The following is a 17,766-nucleotide window of genomic DNA, read 5'->3' as shown; positions in this document are numbered from 1 at the left end:
CGGCGCGAGAAACGCCCCGCGCCGGTTGCGGGATTTATAGCCGCTGATCCCCCGGAGTCAAGGAAAAGCCGGCGAAAACGGCCGGATTTGAAGCATTTGGGCCCGATCCGGCCCGCAGGCGAATTTCGGACCGCGCCGCAACCAACAGGTTCCCCCGCCGTTGTCCCGGCGAATTCAGTCACACGGGCAAGGGGCTTACCATGGCAACAGACGAGCTGGTCAAGACGACGACGGGCATCGCTCATCACGGCGCGGAGCGGCTGCCGTCGGTGGATATCGACAGCTTCAACATCGAGATGAAGGACGAGGATGGCTTCATCGGCGACCGCGCCAGCAAGGGCGCGTTCCGCGAGATCCTCGAGCGCTGGCGCAAGCCGCTGCGCAAGTCCGGCGAGGACCCGTTCGGCAAGGAGCCGTCGGACGAGATCAGCAAGAAGACGCTGGACGCCATCCTGGTCGGCGACGACACCGAGGCCTGGGCGGTGGTGCATAGCGCCATCGAGGACTTCGCCCAGGAGCTCGCTTACGTCACCCGCCGCTTCCTCAAGTCCAAGGCCTGGGCCAAGACCGAGCGCATCGTGGTCGGCGGCGGTTTTCGCGATTCCCGGCTCGGCGAGCTCGCGATCGCGCGCACCGAGATTATCCTCATCGCCGAGGGCTTCAAGATCGACATGCTGCCGATCCGCCATCATCCCGACGAGGCCGGCCTGATCGGCGCGCTGCATTTGGCGCCGTCGTGGATCTTCGAGGCCCATGACAGCATCCTCGCCGTCGATATCGGCGGCACCAACATCCGCTGCGGCCTGGTTGAGACCAGCTGGAAAAAGGCAAAAGACCTGTCGAAAGCCAAGGTCGTGAAGTCCGAGCTGTGGCGTCATGCCGACGACGAGCCGACGCGCGAAGGCGCGGTGAAGCGGCTGACGAAGATGCTGAAGGGGCTGATCACCGAGGCCGAGAAGGAAGGCTACAAGCTGGCGCCGTTCATCGGCATCGCCTGTCCCGGCGTGATCAACGCGGACGGCTCCATCGAGAAAGGCGCACAGAACCTGCCGGGCAATTGGGAGAGCAGCAAGTTCAACCTGCCGGCGAGCCTGCTCGAGGGCATTCCGCAGATCGGCGAGCACGACACCGCGATCCTGATGCACAATGACGGCGTGGTTCAGGGCCTCTCCGAGGTGCCGTTCATGCAGGACGTCGATCGCTGGGGCGTGCTCACCATCGGCACCGGCCTCGGCAATGCCCGCTTCACCAACCGCCGCAAGGACAACGGCAAGGACAAAGACAAAGACCGCGATTCTACGGAGAACGGGAAGAAAAAGGCCAAGTCCGACAAGGAGTAACCTTGACTGGTTAGGTTAAGGACCGGATTGCGTTGCGGTGCACCGCCCGCACGCTACGGTCGAAACCGTCGCCTCACCTGGCCGGCGAAGCCGCCCTTCCCAGCCAGTATTTCAATGAGCGGCACCGGGACCGCCAGTGTTTACCGCGTCTGGCGGTCCCACCCCGCCTTTTGCGGGTACCAGTGATTCGGCACCGACGTGCCGCATCGGGCTCGCGCCGGGTCAGTGGCGAACGGCTCAGGCCCATTCCCGCGCAAACCGCCGCCGAAATCCGCGATCGCCCCCGATCATCACCGTGACATCGTGGGTCCAGCCGGAAAACCGGCCCGATTTTCGCCCTCGCAAGCCTTGTCTGGCCCGCCATCCTCGCCTATTAACGCCCGAACCACAGGGGCCATGCTCCTTACTTGGCGCCTTCAGGAGAGGTGGCAGAGTGGTCGAATGCACCGCACTCGAAATGCGGCATAGGTGCAAGCCTATCGGGGGTTCGAATCCCTCCCTCTCCGCCAGTTAAATTCGCCCTATCCGCCACTTTTTGGATCCGCAAAACCTCGGAAAACAACGCTTCCGGCCTGCCAGAGTGTGCAAGTGTCGAAGCGTGTATCCCCCAATGTAGTCCACGAAGTAGTCCGCCATGACAGAGCATCCGAGCGCCTAGCGCGCTGGCCCAGAGGGCCGGGGCGGGCACCGACCTATTTGGTGCGTCGGCTTTCCACGTATTTCTTCCAGATTCGGCCCCCCTCGAACCTTGCAGCCGGGCTGCCGTCATGCGCTCCTATTCGGGTGCGACTTGGGGTGCTTCCGCATCGTGAGGCGCAGCGGCGGGCGTCTTGGCTGGGCGCGCTCGCGCAAACCGGGTTCAGCCAGTGGAGAGGCGGGGTGAATACTCACATTGGGGAAGAGATCCCGTGCAGCGACGTTGGGTTTCCGCAGGGTAATAGCCCTGAGGAATTCGTCGCGAACATGCTCGCCTTCCTCGAAACCGCAGCGGCCAAGATCGCCGATCCTCCTCCGTGGCCGGATTTTTCGCCGGACGTGCTGCGCGATATCGCCGCGATCCAAGAGGCGGTGCTGATTGAAAAGGAGATCGGCAAAGGTGACGCGGGAAATCCGACGGTCGTGGCCCGCGCCCACCTGTTGCGCCAAGACGTCTGGAATCGTTGGCGCGCTGGCGCAGGAATCGCGCCTGGCGGTGAGCCGCTGTCAGACGTGCTCGGTAAGCTCACCGAAGTCGCCGATCGTCAACTTGCAATTCTGGAACAGGCCTCGGCGACGCCGACAAGCCGGTCTGCAAGGTCGCGCGACTTCAGGCCGACGAAGCCGGAACAGTCGCGAGCGGACGTTACGCCTAACGTCGAAACATCGTCGGCGCCAAAGTTCAGCGAACTGGAAGACCAATATTTCGAGCTTCGAAAGGCTGGGGGAGCGTCCGACAGCGCCATCAGCACTGGCCGGATGCGTGCGGCCACCTTCAAAGCGCTTGTCGGAGATCGACCGATCGATTGCTACCTGCCCATTGATCTCCAGAATTTCGTCAACGAGCTTCAGTATGTCCCGCTTGAGCTTTCGCGTGAGGGCGAAAATACGGAAGAGCTGCGACAGATGGGGATCCACGCGGCGATCGCAAAGAATAAGGCCGAAAGCTGCTACGAGCCGCTCGCACTGAAAACCATCCAAGATGGATACGTGCAGACGGTGCGCGCTATCATCAACGGTGCGGTAGGTTTGCATCGGCTTCGCAATCCATTCGAAGGCTATCGGGTGCGATGGCCGGACAACGCGAAACCTTCAGTAAAGCGCGAAGCTCTCGACTACGAAAAAGTCGACAAAGTCTTCAGACTGGGGGTCGACAGCGGCTATTTGGACGACGCGATGTTGGGACCCCTGTGCCTTCTCTCTTCGCGTCGGATCGGAATCCTTCCCTTTATCCGAGGCAGCGATTTTGACCGTAAACACGGCGTCGACATCGTGCGCGTAAACGGCATCGTCTATGACAAAGAGAAAGGTATGTACAAGCGGATCGGGTTCAAGACGGAGGCGAGTCTGCGCTTTTTCGTTTTGCATGACTTTTTCCGCCGCATCGGTTTTGTTGATTGGGCGGCCGAGCAGGGCGATAATTTCATCTTCCGCTTGCTTTCTACAACGTCTGATCCGGGCGACGTTGCTTCAAAACGCGTGAATCGTCTCCTCAAGAAGGCCGGCGCCATCGGTATGAATATCGAGGTGGCCCATTCGCTGCGGCACGGCGCCAAGGAGATGTTCATTGAGGAAGATCTCGATGATGAGGCAACGAGGCTGCAGATGGGCCACGAGGCAAACGACGTCCACGGCAATTACGGCCAGCAGTCTGCGCTACGTCGTAAACAGTGCCAAGAGTTGGCTAATTTCGAGCTGCCGAAGCAGATCGATTGGTCGATGTTTGAGGGGCTGGATTTCGAAGCCATGGCGTCTGAGCCCCGCAAAATTGGACGGCCGAAGCTTATTAGCTGACAGGTCAGCGACAATTGCAAGTGTTGCGGTCCGACCTTGATCCTATGACCCGGCGGCTACACGTGCCATACTCGAAGGGCGCGGAAGAATGATGGCCGCCGAGATTCCCCGGATGCGCTCGATGCCGGATTTTAGCTCGTGGTGTTGCTCGGTTTGCGCGCAATCATCCCAGACGAAGGCGATGATGTTGTCGTACTCCGTTGTGCGGCTGAGATAGAGGCTGGTATCTGCCGCGATCTCTTCGATGATTTTTGTGAAGCCGCTCTGGCCACGATGGCGAAGAAACTTCACTTCTATGAGAGTCCGTAGTGAGGGGACGCCTAAATCCGCGCGGGGATGCATTTGGCCGATCGATGGCAAATTCTCTTCATCTTCCAGATCGGGAAACACCGGCGCCAGGATCGCCCAAAGCAGGTTTTGGACGTGGTACTCGTTGTCGACGTGCCAGCGCGTGATTTCAGACTTAGCGGTTCGCTTTACGTGCTCAAATGTCCATCGCTTCATGCCGCGTGACGCGCTTTGAAGAACTTGGATTAAGTCGTCACGCGTGGCCGATGCGAGGTCGACCTGGGCGATACGCGATAATTCATAATCGAAGACCGCAAGTTGTGTTGCATCACGGGCCAACCCACCCTCGTTCTCAGTCAACGAAGTGACGAGTTGCCACGCCGGTTCGCGGTCGCTGGCCTGAAGGGAGCCGAGACCCCGCGCGGCGGCGGCGACAGCCAGATCGGACGGAACGATGTGAAGGTCTAGGTAGCCGAGCACGGTCTGTGCCAGACGCACGAGGCCGAGTTGCCAGATATCGGAGCGGACCTCCTGCGATGATCTGGCCAACAATGTGTTCAGCCATTTCGCCTCGTCGGGTGGCAGAAGTCGGGCTGCGCCGAGAGCAACACCGAGCAGCGCGATGCCGTCGACCTCAAATCGTGGCGCGCGCCCCGGCGCAAAGAACGTACGTCCTCCAAGATGCGAAATCTCGTCGCGCAATACCGTGACCATCGCATCGGCGAGTGCACCGGCGTAGGCGCCATAACCCAGTGCGGCCACGTGCTCCGGATGGCGTGCCTGCCCGGTAAATGCCAGAGCTTCGCCTATCCCGGCCGACATCCTGTTAACGTCGCCCGCTATCCATCCAGCGAATGCCGTCACATGGCATGGAGCCGGTCGCGGCGTGGTTAGCCGGAGGCGTAGGGCTCTCTGAAGGTCAAAGAGATTAAGCATGGCTCATAGAAACCAAAGTGTTTTTCCAATCTGGCCAAATTGCACCGCTTCGGAATCCCATCCTTGGACGCTTTCGAGCCCCGTCAGGCGTTCCGCGATAAGGTCAGAATACCGAATAGTGATTGGAAACGGCTCCGGGGACAGCATGCGCCAGGAGTGTCCGGCGAACTCGAACGCTTGCCGTGCCAGATACGTCATGTCCTTAAACGTGGAAAGCCGATGAAGCTTGAGCAAGCATGGCCTTGGCATCCCGTCCGTCACCTGCTTGAGCTCAGACGCGCCTGAGAAAACGACTAGCGACTCGTAGTCGCCCAGCTTGACGTGCAAACCGCGGGACGGTCCGAGAATACCTTTCTTCGGGTCGCGGTAGCCGATGCCTTTCTGGGTGTTGTCGAAGATAACGTAAGGATGGCTTGGCGCGACATGTACGAACGCGAACGTGACATCCTCGAGCCCAAGCGCATCGACCGTCTTCTTGATAGCCTCCGCCTCGATATCTTTAGGCGGCTTGAACATATGGAAAACCAGGCGGACCTTGTCGGTACTTCGCCAATTGTCCTGTTTGCGGACGGTGGTAATGGCCCGCTTCAGTGTTTCGTAAAGGGCGTCGGAGTACCTGTCGTAGGGAACGACAGCTGTTTTATCGCTCAAGAGATAGCTTCCGTCGCTGGAAAAGACTGTCGTTATCCCGACATATCGCTGTTGGGCGCCGAGGCGACTTCCAGCCACGGAGTGAGAGCCAAGGCCGATCACGAGTTCATGCGCGACGGTCTGCTGGGCTGCAAGAAGCCACGGCGTCCCTCCGATTTTAGCGTAAGTGGCCAGGCTCATATGATTCAGGGAAAAAACGAGTTTCTGATCGCTTTGCGCCATGGTTTCAAGCCGGACGCTTTGAACAGCGACGTCGCGCTTCAGGAAAATCGATTTGGTCGCGTAATAGGGGTTACTGCTGCCATCGAAGGCTTTGAACTCCTCCTCGACCTGAACGAGCGCAATGTGCCACTTGAATCCATTGTCGGCGGCCAGGGCCAACGCTTCGCGGCTTGCCGCCGCATAGTCTTCCGCCAATGCGCTTCGCGTCGTGAAAAACGCTACGCTTGGCTTTTCGAGATGAAATCGGCGGATAAAACCGTCGCCATAGCGCGCAATGTTGTTCTGCCCGCTCGTGACATTCGGCATGCCGTCAAGGAACTTGGCCACGAATCGGTCGACTTGGCCTTCGTGCTTTGCTTGACAGATGACGGCGATATTCAGCTTCTTTGGCGAGAACGTGCGCTGATCGTACGGACCGTTCTTTTTGATCCCTCGCTCATTCCAGTCGTCCTTTCGGCTGCCGCTCGGATCGAACACAAGGGTCGGTCTCGGCATGACCTCGGTGGCCGGAAAGATCTCCCTTTGATCTGAACTGAGCAGCTTGCCCAAAACGATCTTTACGCCGGGCACCGCTTCTAAAGCCACCCGGTCCCGCAAATAGGTCAACGCTTCTTTCACGGCTCTCTTTCGCTGCGGTCCCGAATGCGCCGCGTTCGCGGATGCTTCGGCTTGACTTAAGACCGACGCCGCATCGCGGCCCAGAATGCGTTGAATGCAGTCGTCGAATATTTCGCGCCTTGCCTCAAGAAAAGCTTCCGAAGCGTGAACCGTCTCAAAGCCGGGCGCGTGGTCTTCGAGAACAAGGGTATCGCCGTCAACGTCGGTTACCCGGCCCACGAGCTTTCTCCGCGGGAGCAAACGGTCATCATCAGACTCGCGTTCAATCTGCACGTAGCGACCGGTGACCAGTAAGCCCAGCTTCATGAGCTCGGCGCATGATCCGTCGATGATGTTCCTTATCCTGGTCTCGCAAACAACCCCCAGCACGCGCTTGCCAGCCGAAAGATAAATCGAGCGCGTGTCAAATTCTAGCGCGGTCCGCTTTTGAATCCAGCTCGGGAGCCGCGGGTGTTGAACCAGACCCCGTGATGCGCTTCCAAGAACCGTCACCGGCCATGAAGAGGTCAAATCGCGCTGGCCAGCAAAGGCCCGTAAGAGCGCAGCTGAAACGAGGGCGGACCAGACCCCTTGCGTTCGCCGGAGGTCAATGAGCTCCTGAATATTCCCGATTGGTTTGGCCCCAGCCACGACGGGAATATCAACAATCGCGTCCTCCATGCTCATGCGCTGGAAGACATGCGTGCCACCGAACTCGCGACGGAGTTCATGGAGCCGATCCGCGCTATAGGATTGCCGGCCGACGAGAATCTCAGTGTTTCCAGCTAGTTCTATGGGCGCGAAATTGAGGGTGTAGCGGGACATTCGGGCGGCTTCTCGAATCGACAAGAGGAAAGGAGCGCTTGATAGTACCGATCGACGGGGCCTTCTTCGTCAAAGCGTTGCATCATACGGTTTGCCCGCCAACGTGTTTGGCGGATAGAGAAAGCTTCCCAGCGTGGACATTCAGAAAAAGCCCAGCATGTTGGGACTGCCAGGCTCCTCAAGGGAATGCGCCGCGTGCCGGCTGATTCGTGAGGATGCGGTCGGATACGGACATGGCGACGGGGCGCTACGTCAGTTGACTGGGGACCAGATCGGTCGGCCCGACATACGTCATGTCGATGCGCGCGCGATCGGCGTTGACGTTCGCAACCAACAGTCCCTTCCGTCCGGGATGGAGCGGATTGGCGAGGGTACCCAAGAGCTCATGATCAGGCGACAGAATTTGATATCTACCTCCGTTCCGCGCGGTTACGATCCGCACCGGCGACCCGGCTGCTGGGATACGAATGGGACTCGTCCATTGAGCGTGATCCGAGTACGTCCAGGACTTCCATTCCGACCGATCCTGTGGCTCATAGCTCGATTGAAATGAAATCCATGCTTCATGGCTCGCTTCCGTCGGCCAGTCAGCGGCTTGCGAGCGCTGCGCAATATCATCGGACAGAAGCCACATCCGAAGACCAACGGCGTTCTCGAATGTGGCCCCGGTATCGGCCACCGCCTTGATCGCGGCAAGGCGCGAAGTAAACCCGGCCTGCATTAAGATAGCACGCTTCGGTTGAGCGTGCCCGTCTCGAGCGCCGGAACGGCAACGCCAAGCTCATAATCGCTGAGGCTCGTGCCATCGGCAAACGTATCGCCCGATGACAATCCTCGAACACGAACCGCTTCCATCGCCCAAGGTAGTCGATAGATCAGTGCCTCCTCAACGAACCGCAAGACATCGCTATCCGTCTCCGCAAGATCGGCGATCGTCTCACCGAGCAACCAGGCTTGTAACACGTCGCGCCACCCGGCAGGCTGTATCTCCGGCGCGAATGGAGAAATGGCGAAGAGCAGTTCCGCCAGTGCTGTGAAGGCCGCAATAGCGTCTTCCGTTTCCTCGAGGAGCACGGCTCCGTTTACATCGATTAGAAGCTGATTGGCCTGAGTTGCGACCTGATCCAGCTGCTTTCCGGTCTCATAGCCGACGCCCGCGAGAAAATAGGAGCGTCTCTGCGTGCTAGTGGACCGCGACCAGAGATATTTCGCGCGGCTAACAAGAGTCTTTCGGTAGGCGGCTTGCCGCGCTTCGTCACGCCGCGCTAGGCGTCGCTCCCAAAGGGAGGATGCGAGAATTTCGTCGAGCTTGGTCTCGACCGCATCATCGGAAATGTCGCTATCGCCGACAAGACTGAGGATCGCCGTATCCAGCGAAGTCAGATAGCGCTCCCAGTCGCGTCTTTCGATGTCCTGTTGCTGTGCTGTCTCGCCGACTACGGCGGGGAATGACCAAGGCTCGGCATTATTCATCACATATTCAACGAGTTGGTCCATGGGAACACGTAGGCTCTGTTGCATGCGTTGAAGGAGCGTCACAACAAGACGGACAAGTCCGCTTTCCATTTCGCGGCCCCTGTCGCCTGCCTTCAACCCATTCCACTGAGCGGCGCGCAGGCTATGCGGCTCAAAGAACGGCAGCAGGACAAGGCCGTCGACATCGACGAAAGCACGCCCCGCGCGACCGATGACGTTTCGAAATTCCGACTGTTCGATCAGATTCTTGTTGCGAATGATGCCGTGCATCACGACCGTGGTGGCCGACAAGTTTAGCCCCTGGGCCAGGGTCGGCGATGAGACCGTCACCTTGAGGACACCATCTCGCAGAAGCTTCTCGACCTCTTTCCGAAACGGCGTGGGGAGCGCGCCGTGGTGGATCGCAACGCCGAGCGTGAGACACTTCAGGATGTCGTGATCCGCTCCTAGCCACTCGGTGCCGATGGCAAGAGCAATGGCGATCTTGTTAGCGTGGTCTCCGAGCACGGATGTGATGAGCCCGTATTTGTGGAGGCCGACAATGGCGGTCGCATAAGGCTCGACGGAACGCCGCTCCGGACAATAGATCAGGACCGTCTGCCCGTCGCCGGTAAGCTGCCACGTCGTTGCCAGCACGAGCTCGCGGTGGTCGGAAGGAAAAGGCTTCTGGCGTCGCCCGGCCGTTGCCTTCCGAACGGGAAAGAAGTGCTCGACAAAGGGATTTTCGTTTGCAACGTGAATATCCAGGCGCGCATGGTTTTCTAGCGGATCGTCGTTCCTTCGCCAGGTGACCTCACCGAACCGCAATCGGGTTGGGCGCCACGCGCTCTTGATCAGGCTGTTTGGACCATCGCTGCTAAGCCAGGCGACGAAATCATCAAGCTGATCGTTGTCCGGGAGAATAGCCGAGAGGCAAACGATGCGGCGCTCGTCCGCATCGGCGCGCTTCAATAATCGCTGAATCTGGACTTCATAGCGAACCTCCCGTTCCCCTAGTCCAATCATGTGTCCCTCGTCCAAGATGACCAGGCCGACATCGTCCAGGAGGGATGGATCGTTGCGAAGCGCGAAATCAAGCTTTTCGGGAGTGCCGACCACGATGTGGCGGGTGCCGAGTGCATTCGTCTCGAAGTCGCTCGTTCCGATACTTCCATAGAGCGTCGAGATGGTTTTCCCAAGCGGTCCGAACGTCCGGTGAAGAGATGTTTCGGTTTGCGCCGACAAGGCTCGGAGCGGCGTGATGAACACCACCCGCTTGCCCGCGGCAAGGCAGCGGAGGATACAGAGCTCAGCAATCCGCGTCTTACCGGCGCTCGTTGGCAGCGACACGACGAGCGCTTCATCTTCGAGTATCGCTTTTGTCGCGGCGTCGAGCTGACTTGGCCAAAGATCGACCTCGGCCCTGGGGCGCCGATGAAGAACCGACACGAACCGCTTCCTGAGATCCGACCATGCTTCGGAATCGGGTTCGTTCGGGCGAAGTGGGAGGCGCGCATGAAAACTAGAGGACCAAAGGTCATCGAGCATGTTTATGGTAAGCCGGTAGGCCCACCATTGCGGCAGAAGATTCACCTCTGCGCATACCGAAAGCCCGATACCCAGCCGTTCGCGCGCCTGCATGACGAACTGTGGATCGCCCCGCTCAAGGGCAAAAAGAAAGAGACCCATGCCTGCGAGAAAATTATCGATGACAGCGGTAGCCAGCGCATCTGCAACATAGGATCCGTCTTCCGGTGCCGGAGCCCCTGCGGGCGGCGCTTCATTGAAGCTTGCCTGGAGACGTTCCAAGATACTGGTGTCGATCCCAGGGCCGCCCACCCGCCATGCGATAATGTCCTGTTCGAGTGCGGACAGATCGCGAAGAATAAGATTGCACAGGCTTCGCTCTATCGGGGAAAACGATGCGTCGCGCCGTCCATGCGTTAACATCGAGAAAGCGCGCGCCGAAAAGCGGGCAAGGTGATAGGCCGAGGAGGCGACGACATAATGAAAGCTGTTCGCGGCGTCTTGGCGCGGTCCTCTCAGGAGCATAGACTCCAATGCCATCGCTGCATGTTCAAACGCCTGGCGCGCGGTTGTCTCATCGCCGCCCGCTTCGCGCAGGCGAAGCCCCATGCCGAGCAGTGCATACGCATAGGACATCAGATCGTAAGACAGTGAAGGCGCGAATCCGGGCGATCCTGACGGAAGGACGCCTTCGCGCCAAATCATCGATCGCGCTTCGCCTCTGTCCAGGAGGCGGCCTCGGAAGCCGGCGCCAACAGCTTGGCGGATGCTGGTCTGGAGTTCGTCAATCGTCGTCGCCATTGGCGATCACCGTATCATAGACGTCTTGAATGAATTGGCCATGGTTCGCGACCTGCAAGCCAACGCTGTATTGTTCAATGGTGCCCGAGTATTGTTGAAGTTCGTTGCGCAACAGGTTGGCGGGGTCGTTCCCCGAAAGCACGAAAAGCATGTGGCAGACTTGGTCAGCCCCGATGCCGTCTTTCAGCTGCGCATCGTCGATGATGTCGGATAGCTCGGTTTCGCCAAGCTCGCGCAGCCTGTCCGCGACAAACGACAGGGCGTGAGGCGAGGGTAGCCCGCCATCGGCGTTGAGGGATGTTCTAGCCTCAGCAATGACGCTGGATTGCAGCGCGGCGCGGCTCTTTGACTCCGCTTTCAAGAACACAATTGGGCTCTCGTCATCGTCCGGGAGATGTACGGCGAGAACATCGTCTCCACGCATAGCCATTTCGCGGTGGTCCTTCCAGCGCAGCCGCTTGATGGGCACGGTGAAGACCAATCTCTCTGAAATGTATTCCGTCGCGAATATTTCTCCCAAATCACCCGATCGGATTCGGCTGCTTTCGGGAAGTTTTTGCTCAATGAACTGAGCAGCGGCACTCTTGCCGAGCCGACGCAGCAGCTCGGCCATGCGTTCTTCCGACGCATAATGCGAGGGGACGCAGAGTGCGGTCGCGTCGCAGCCGACCTCGAGATCGGCCGCTCGGGCTGCCAGAGTAATAAGGCTATGATCGCCGACCTCTTCCTCTGCCACGTCGCACCAGTCTGAGAAAGGCACAATCCCTCCGGTTCATTCTTGCTTTCAACTCAGGATAAAAGGCTGACAACTATCGCAACCGCTCTCTAACGACGCCTTCTTTTGAGGCGCAATGCAAGGGTGGAGCTGCGGGCTCGGGAAGCAGACGTAGGAAATCCACCGAAAAAACAAGCGTTTCAACACCGCGCGTCGTGACCCTGAGGGGAGGGCACTTCGCAAGCGGGTGGGGCCCAACACGGCCCGGGCGAGCAGCGAGCTTACTCGGGCGAATCAGTCGCCTTCGGGGTCCAGGCGAGACCGCGCAGGACGACCCTCCCCAAATATCTGACAGTCGCACGTGACCTACGAGCGCCGGCCGCACATCTTGCCGTTCTCGTCGGCGCGGTCGCCTGCGAAAGATCAATGAAGCCCTGGCAATTTAAGTTCATGTACCCGTCGCAAGCTCAGACAAGGCCCCAGATTACGGGGGCCTCTCGGGGAGCATCGAACCGAGCGCCGCTTGGAAGAAGTGCCGCAAGAGCGGCCGCAGCTATCTGTCGGTCAGGCTCGATGATCCGACCTTCGCAAGTCCGATCTTCGCCATCTGGTCGAAAGTGAAGCCGACCAGCATGCGCTCATCTGGTCGCGCCGCAGCGCTGATGGAGCCGTGTCCGCCGCGGTTGCAGCAGCCGCGCCGGTCCTACTAATCTCACATCATAGGACCGCGCCTGACAGAAGCGCGCGCACAGCAAATCTGCAAGATCCGCCGCGCCTTGATCTACAAGTCCCTTGTCCCGGTCCGAACGTCGCGCTGATTACAATGACGAAGCGATAGAGCAGACTTGACTACGCTGTGCACGGTACTAACCGGAATTGACAACGGTGTAATCGCGAGGTGCCGCTATTGGCTCCTCATCCAACTGATACCTCACGAATGGGGACCACCAAAAAAGTCCTGTCTTGCGACGTTTAAAATGTCCTCTAACGAAGTGCTCTGCCACGTCGGTTTGAGTTTTCGTCGAAGCCTCATCGGGGACCGCTCGCTGAAATCGGGCAATATCAAACTGAATCGTGCGCAAGTTAGGCAGTGGCGGTCGACCTTCTTTGGCCCGTTTCGCATCGATACGCAAGTTATCTGCTGCGTCCGTGATCTCAAGGATCTGGGATGGACTGTTGATAATGAGCAGCAAACTAAGGATGTCAGTCGCTGCTCTCTCCAGAGTCGACGCACCCATACGGGCGGTAGCGGCGTCTCCGCTACTCCAGCCCGAGGGTTCAACGCGAACCCAACCGAAGGTTCCCATGATTGGAAGTTCGCTTGTTCCTGTCATCTGGCGCAGATGCAAGTACTGACGGAAGGCGAATCCCCCGGTTTCAATTTCTTGACAGAGATATCCGATGCTGCCTCCACCGCCTGGTTTGGGCCACTCAATCCACGTCACTGGGAACGGCAGTTTGGCTTTAGACAGAAGTGGCAGCAGTTCTGTAAAACCAGCTTTATCCATACGCCCAACCGCGCCCATAACTGCTTCATTAACCGTAAAGCGGCCTCCTTCGGGGAGGAGCCGCTGTGCATCGTTCACAGCTGAAGTGAATGGGCCGGCTTTTGCGGCATCTATACGGTAAAGTACTTTAACGAGACTCATAATCTGTTCCCAGGAAGAAACACTTCCGGACGCTTTAGCACCAAGCGGTAAGGCGTCGGTCCGTACCTATCGGTGCTTTTCTAATTTGACCGCCTCAGCTCAAGCTGCGCAGCGCTTTCGACGTTGAAGTGCACTCCATGCTCGCCATGGTAGATGCGAATCCAATCATTGATGCCCAAGCTTCCCCTAAGGCAAGGCGTGCCACCGTCCTCAATGTTACGAAAGAAGAAGCCATCCGTCTCAAGTGCGGCGACAGCACTACGCAGGGACTCCGAGTCGGTTTCATCAACACAGGCTTGCACTGAGTGTATGGTGTCAACAGCAATCCGTGGGATGTCGTCGAGTTTAGCACCTTTGGCAATAGCGCACTTCAGCGCGGAAAGTGCAGTTGATCTAGCCAATTCGTGATTTCGTCCGAGCAGTTGGATAAAGATATCTGGAGACATGTTTTACTCTTTGCAAAATCAAAGTCAGGTTAGTCCACGACTACCGGCTTGCGCAGCGCCTTGAACCAGGGTTGTGTCGAATGACGTTTGTCTGATTTTCTCGACCGCGGTGTGTTACGAAAAAGGGTTCAAACGCGCAGTTAAGTCAAAGAAGCAAATTCGCGATAATCATCCGATTGTGGTCGGGCCTGCCTCCGAAGACGTGGTACATGGAGCGTTTCGATGTCGGAGCGTCTGCGGTCCTTATTGCGTTTGCTCCTACCGTCACCAGCAATTATTAACATCTCGCCGACTATCAGTATCGGATGCACGATCCATATCGATTTGCTCGCATCTGCGTCGCTGTCACAATCATCATTTTCGCTCTTATCTTCGGCTTTCCACTAGCATTCGTTGTTCAGCATGGTTGGAGCTCGGCTGCCTGGCCAGACAACCTATCCCTGACGCCGATCGCGTGGTTCCGAGAGTGGTCGACGGAAGTCGAGATTCACCACAGCATCAATCTTCGTCTTATATTCGGAACGTATATCGATATGCTTTTCGGCAACTCCTCAGCTTTCGCAGGAGGTGGCTTCGTCGAAGCTATGTCACTTGGAATAGGAACGATCTCTTTGAGCTCGTTGTCCATCCTCGGTGGCAAGCTCGTACCGCTACGCGATCCCACAAATATGTTTGGTGCCGCGCAGTGGGCTTCCGGGCGAGATCGCGCTCAGTTGAACAGCGGGCTAGAAATTGGAAAAGACCCTGATACCGGCCGCCCGATCCGCATCAAGGTGGAAGGCAATCTCTTGACGATTGCGCCACCCCGCACCGGCAAGACCAACGGTTTTATCATTCCTAACTTGGTATTTCCGGAAGATGGCGCTTGGGCCGGCCCGGCCGTCGTTATCGATCCTAAAGGCGATGCTTTTCGTGCAACGCGTCGTCGTCGAGAGGAGCTTGGCAAGACGGTCCGGTGCATCGATCCTTTAGGTTTGGCGGGCGGCACGGATCGATGGAATCCATTACCGCGTGTGGATCCCAATGACGTGCTCTATCTGCAGAGCATGGCGCGGGCGCTCTTGCCGCCTAGCGATCGCAGCGTTGGCAATAACTCTTACTTTCAAGACCGAGCTGTCGACCTAATTGTGGCTTCGATCACCGCGACCATCCGCAATAATCAGGCCGACCCGGTCAGCGCCGCGAACCTGCTGATGGATCAACCGGCTTTCCTCTCCGCGCTCGCAAAGCGAACTGATCAAATTTCGGTTGCCGCGCGCAATATTCTGACCATGAAGGACGAAGGCCGCCAAAATATCTTCTCGACAGCGGAGCAAGCAATGCAATGGTTGCGAGACGAGCGCATGCAGGCTGCCGTTCAAAACCATACATTCGAACTGGCCGATTTGCGAAGCGGTGAAGTCGACTTGTTTATCGTGCTGCCGGCCGATGATCGGAAGGAAACGCTGGCGCCTTACGTTCGTTGGTTGCTGTCCGACCTGTTCGCTACAGTCCGCCAAGGCAGGCCCGCTGAGCGCATCATCGTTTTTATTGATGAGGCCTTCGTGCTCGGACGATATGATGCGATATTAAATGGGACCGGTGAATTGCCGGGCTATGGAATTTCGCTATGGACCTTTTGGCAATCCCGACACCAGCTTATTGGGACCTATGGCGCCGCCGGCGCCGAGACTTTTATCGGCACGGCCGAGATGGTCAATCTTTTCAATTTATCGGCAGCCCAGCCCGACGAAATGGAGCATTGGTCCAGAGCTATCGGTACTTATACAGGGGTGAGAGCCACGACGGCTCGTGACTCGGGCACCGGGCGCATCAACGAGACTCGTTCGCCCGAGGCGGTTCGTCTGGTGCCGCCGAGCGAGCTGCCGAAATTCTTGCATCAATGGCAGGTCATGTTTCTAACCAGTCGGGCCTATACGTCTGACCCAATTCAACTGCGTCGAACCCTCGCCTACAAGGACGCGCGTTTCGAGGGTCTCGCAGAATTCGTCGCGCCGGTCGGACAGAATTGATCGTATCGATTTCAGGGGTACTGAATTTCTGCGGTGGCGTAGCCAACTTTCTGGATCCAACGTCGAGCGACAGCCGATGGCGGGGTCAGACGCCTGATGGCGAGATTGCCGGATATCTCCTTTCGCTCCTGGGTTCCGTTTGGAAGTGTCCAGAGGAAGGTGAGCGGCCGTGATAGCGCTACGACTTCGTAGGTGTTCTTCCAAGCCGTATACGTAAGTGTGACCGCGGGCAATACAATGGCGGTTAGGATCATGAACGCTGGCGCGTATCGGAATAATCCCAGCATTCTCCGAAACGACCATCTCTTGGGCAGTCTGATTGATCGGCGCGAGCTTCGATTGTTGAGCTTAGCCTCAATCGAGCTTCGTAACCTCAGTCGATCGTTGGGCGTCAGCAGCGGGTCATCAATTGCTTTCAACCGGCGCACTGGCGGTAGCTTCATCAGTTCAGCCAGGCGGCGTTCACTAGCGCTATGAACTTCTGCCTCAGCCGCCTCCGCGCGTTTTTCTGCCGTCTGGTAACGCTGGTGTAGGCGCTTATTCATCCGACGAGCCACTCAGCTGCCGGGCGTACGGCCTGCATGGCTTCGAGACGAAAGCGCTCGAGATCTTTGCGGATTCGTACAGCGGAGGCAATGCCGTGCTTTTCCCGCAGCTTGGCCGGATCGAGCTTGCCTATCATAAGAAGGCCGCCAGCCTGGAGGTACTCATCAGCGCCGTCTTCCAGCGATTGGTTCTCAAACGACGTAGCCTTGGCGACGTCGCTGAATTTTTTGAGCCAAGCTGCATCGACGCCGCCGTGAAGTCGGTTCTCGATCAAGAAGCGTGCTTTCGTCCATGGCTTTGCCACCAATAGCAGTTTGGGGGCCTCCGCGAGCGCACCGGGCTCGTTGGTCACGACAACGCAGGCGCCAAACTCGAGACCCTCGTCGGCTAGGGCGGGAGCGATATCGGACAACATTGTGAGGAAGGTCATAGAGGTATTCGCACCGACATCGACGACCGTTGACGTCTTGGTCTGCGCGATTGCGTCAATGACGGCATCGAACTCTGCCCGCGACGCCTTGCCGCCGGATCGTTCGATGTCTTCTCGCGTCGCCCTCATCTTGAAGAAGCTGACACGGTCGCCAAGCTCATGCATGCGGCGGCTCGCGTCGATTTCGAACACGGGTGCGCCGTCGACCGCCTCCGCGAGAGCCCGGGCAAAAACCGTCTTGCCAACGCCGCCCTTCTCCTGGGTGATCAACAGAATTCTGGGCATTTATTCATTCCTTCTTCAATACGGTTTGGAGTTTTTCCAGAGCCGCGCGCCTGAGGTCTTCTTCTGTCGCGAGCTGGAAGTCGTTGGGGGTCTCTGCGGGGCTAACGAGGTCCGGAGAGAGGGACAGGCGTTTCACGGCAGCGTGCTCGACCGTGTCGCATCTGTCGCGGGGACCGGCCTTGAGGGCTTTCTTGCGCTGCTGTGCCTCAATCTGGGTGACAAGCGCCGTCAGACGACCCGTGGTTAGAGGGATGCGATCCTTGCCCTGGATGACGCCCTGCTCGGCCAGAGCCTGGGCGATCACCGCCCACGACACTCCGTCTTTACGAAGCTGGTGGATAGTCGGAAGGGCTTCCCGGACCGCCCTTGACGTGCCGGTGGTTTCCCGGCCGACGGACGGCGTCCCGCGCGCCTTCTGCAGGCGCAGCGCGTCGCGGCGGAGCTTTTTGGAATCCAGGGGCATTGACGCCCCGGACGATAGGTCGCTAGGGCCGTACTAGCCAGTGCTAGTCATGCTAGTAGTTACTAGTCACTTTGCTAGTTCATTACTA

13 protein-coding genes and 1 tRNA gene are annotated in these 17,766 nt (G+C 58.4%); 5 read left to right on the top strand and 9 right to left on the bottom strand.

The features are described from left to right. Positions 1–200: 200 nt before the first annotated feature. The 3 genes from IVB42_RS19375 (at position 201) to IVB42_RS19365 (ending at position 3,830) form a co-directional block, all read left to right on the top strand. Positions 201–1,340 carry an ROK family protein gene (locus IVB42_RS19375; protein WP_018459864.1) on the top strand — a complete coding sequence of 380 codons (1,140 nt, stop codon included), beginning with the start codon at positions 201–203 and terminating at the stop codon, positions 1,338–1,340. Between the two features lie 419 nt (positions 1,341–1,759). After that, a tRNA-Ser gene (locus tag IVB42_RS19370) sits at positions 1,760–1,849 on the top strand. Positions 1,850–2,219: 370 nt separating this feature from the next. After that, the gene (locus IVB42_RS19365; RefSeq protein WP_247471068.1) at positions 2,220–3,830 is read left to right on the top strand and encodes a hypothetical protein; all 1,611 of its coding nucleotides are present in this window, start codon (positions 2,220–2,222) and stop codon (positions 3,828–3,830) included. 42 nt (positions 3,831–3,872) lie between these two features. Here IVB42_RS19365 and IVB42_RS19360 read toward each other — a convergent pair whose 3' ends face one another. The 5 genes from IVB42_RS19360 to IVB42_RS19340 all read right to left on the bottom strand — a co-directional run bounded on the left by IVB42_RS19360 (position 3,873) and on the right by IVB42_RS19340 (position 11,868). After that, the gene (locus IVB42_RS19360) at positions 3,873–4,880 is read right to left on the bottom strand and encodes a hypothetical protein (RefSeq protein WP_247471065.1); all 1,008 of its coding nucleotides are present in this window, start codon (positions 4,878–4,880) and stop codon (positions 3,873–3,875) included. Between the two features lie 177 nt (positions 4,881–5,057). After that, positions 5,058–7,349, bottom strand: a complete 2,292-nt coding sequence (locus tag IVB42_RS19355; RefSeq protein ID WP_247471062.1) for a Piwi domain-containing protein — start codon at positions 7,347–7,349, stop codon at positions 5,058–5,060. Between the two features lie 247 nt (positions 7,350–7,596). Further along, complete coding sequence (locus tag IVB42_RS19350; RefSeq protein ID WP_247471060.1) at positions 7,597–8,070, bottom strand: hypothetical protein; 474 nt, start codon at positions 8,068–8,070, stop codon at positions 7,597–7,599. Continuing rightward, positions 8,070–11,132, bottom strand: a complete 3,063-nt coding sequence (locus IVB42_RS19345) for a DEAD/DEAH box helicase (protein ID WP_247471056.1) — start codon at positions 11,130–11,132, stop codon at positions 8,070–8,072. Before IVB42_RS19345 ends, IVB42_RS19350 begins: the two co-directional genes overlap by 1 nt. After that, positions 11,116–11,868 (bottom strand): Hachiman antiphage defense system protein HamA, encoded by a 753-nt coding sequence (locus IVB42_RS19340; protein WP_346732223.1) that lies wholly within the window; start codon positions 11,866–11,868, stop codon positions 11,116–11,118. The genes IVB42_RS19345 and IVB42_RS19340 overlap by 17 nt, the downstream gene beginning before the upstream one ends. Before the next feature lie 485 nt (positions 11,869–12,353). On the opposite strand from IVB42_RS19340, the gene IVB42_RS19335 reads away from it, so the two are divergent. Continuing rightward, on the top strand, positions 12,354–12,557 hold the full coding sequence (locus tag IVB42_RS19335; protein ID WP_247471076.1) for a DUF736 family protein: 204 nt from the start codon (positions 12,354–12,356) through the stop codon (positions 12,555–12,557). 156 nt (positions 12,558–12,713) lie between these two features. Here the strand turns inward: IVB42_RS19335 and IVB42_RS19330 are convergent, their stop codons facing one another. Together IVB42_RS19330 and IVB42_RS19325 are read right to left on the bottom strand one after the other, a co-directional pair. Next, a complete protein-coding gene (locus IVB42_RS19330) occupies positions 12,714–13,496 on the bottom strand; it encodes a hypothetical protein (protein ID WP_247471051.1) in 783 nt (260 codons plus the stop codon). A gap of 80 nt (positions 13,497–13,576) precedes the next feature. Continuing rightward, positions 13,577–13,942: a hypothetical protein gene (locus IVB42_RS19325; protein ID WP_247471048.1), complete on the bottom strand. Its 366-nt coding sequence runs from the start codon at positions 13,940–13,942 to the stop codon at positions 13,577–13,579. Positions 13,943–14,247: 305 nt separating this feature from the next. Between IVB42_RS19325 and IVB42_RS19320 the strand changes: the two genes are divergently transcribed. Beyond that, positions 14,248–15,954 (top strand): type IV secretory system conjugative DNA transfer family protein, encoded by a 1,707-nt coding sequence (locus tag IVB42_RS19320; RefSeq protein ID WP_247471045.1) that lies wholly within the window; start codon positions 14,248–14,250, stop codon positions 15,952–15,954. Between the two features lie 541 nt (positions 15,955–16,495). Here the strand turns inward: IVB42_RS19320 and IVB42_RS19315 are convergent. Continuing rightward, positions 16,496–17,200: a hypothetical protein gene (locus IVB42_RS19315; RefSeq protein WP_247471041.1), complete on the bottom strand. Its 705-nt coding sequence runs from the start codon at positions 17,198–17,200 to the stop codon at positions 16,496–16,498. Positions 17,201–17,219: 19 nt separating this feature from the next. Continuing rightward, positions 17,220–17,678: a hypothetical protein gene (locus IVB42_RS19310; RefSeq protein WP_247471038.1), complete on the bottom strand. Its 459-nt coding sequence runs from the start codon at positions 17,676–17,678 to the stop codon at positions 17,220–17,222. Positions 17,679–17,766 lie beyond the last annotated feature (88 nt).

The sequence above is a fragment of the Bradyrhizobium sp. 45 genome (assembly GCF_023073155.1).
Lineage (GTDB): Bacteria > Pseudomonadota > Alphaproteobacteria > Rhizobiales > Xanthobacteraceae > Bradyrhizobium > Bradyrhizobium canariense_D.
Note: the sequence above shows the minus strand (reverse complement) of the source record. Positions and strands in the feature narration are given on the sequence as shown.

Bases quoted from the DNA above. Each gene is read 5' to 3' on its own strand.
- IVB42_RS19310 (WP_247471038.1), bottom strand. From the start codon at position 17,678: ATGCCCCTGGATTCCAAAAAGCTCCGCCGCGACGCGCTGCGCCTGCAG.
- IVB42_RS19325 (WP_247471048.1), bottom strand. From the start codon at position 13,942: ATGTCTCCAGATATCTTTATCCAACTGCTCGGACGAAATCACGAATTG.
- IVB42_RS19320 (WP_247471045.1), top strand. From the start codon at position 14,248: ATGCACGATCCATATCGATTTGCTCGCATCTGCGTCGCTGTCACAATC.
- IVB42_RS19350 (WP_247471060.1), bottom strand. From the start codon at position 8,070: ATGCAGGCCGGGTTTACTTCGCGCCTTGCCGCGATCAAGGCGGTGGCC.
- IVB42_RS19355 (WP_247471062.1), bottom strand. From the start codon at position 7,349: ATGTCCCGCTACACCCTCAATTTCGCGCCCATAGAACTAGCTGGAAAC.
- IVB42_RS19330 (WP_247471051.1), bottom strand. From the start codon at position 13,496: ATGAGTCTCGTTAAAGTACTTTACCGTATAGATGCCGCAAAAGCCGGC.
- IVB42_RS19375 (WP_018459864.1), top strand. From the start codon at position 201: ATGGCAACAGACGAGCTGGTCAAGACGACGACGGGCATCGCTCATCAC.
- IVB42_RS19345 (WP_247471056.1), bottom strand. From the start codon at position 11,132: ATGGCGACGACGATTGACGAACTCCAGACCAGCATCCGCCAAGCTGTT.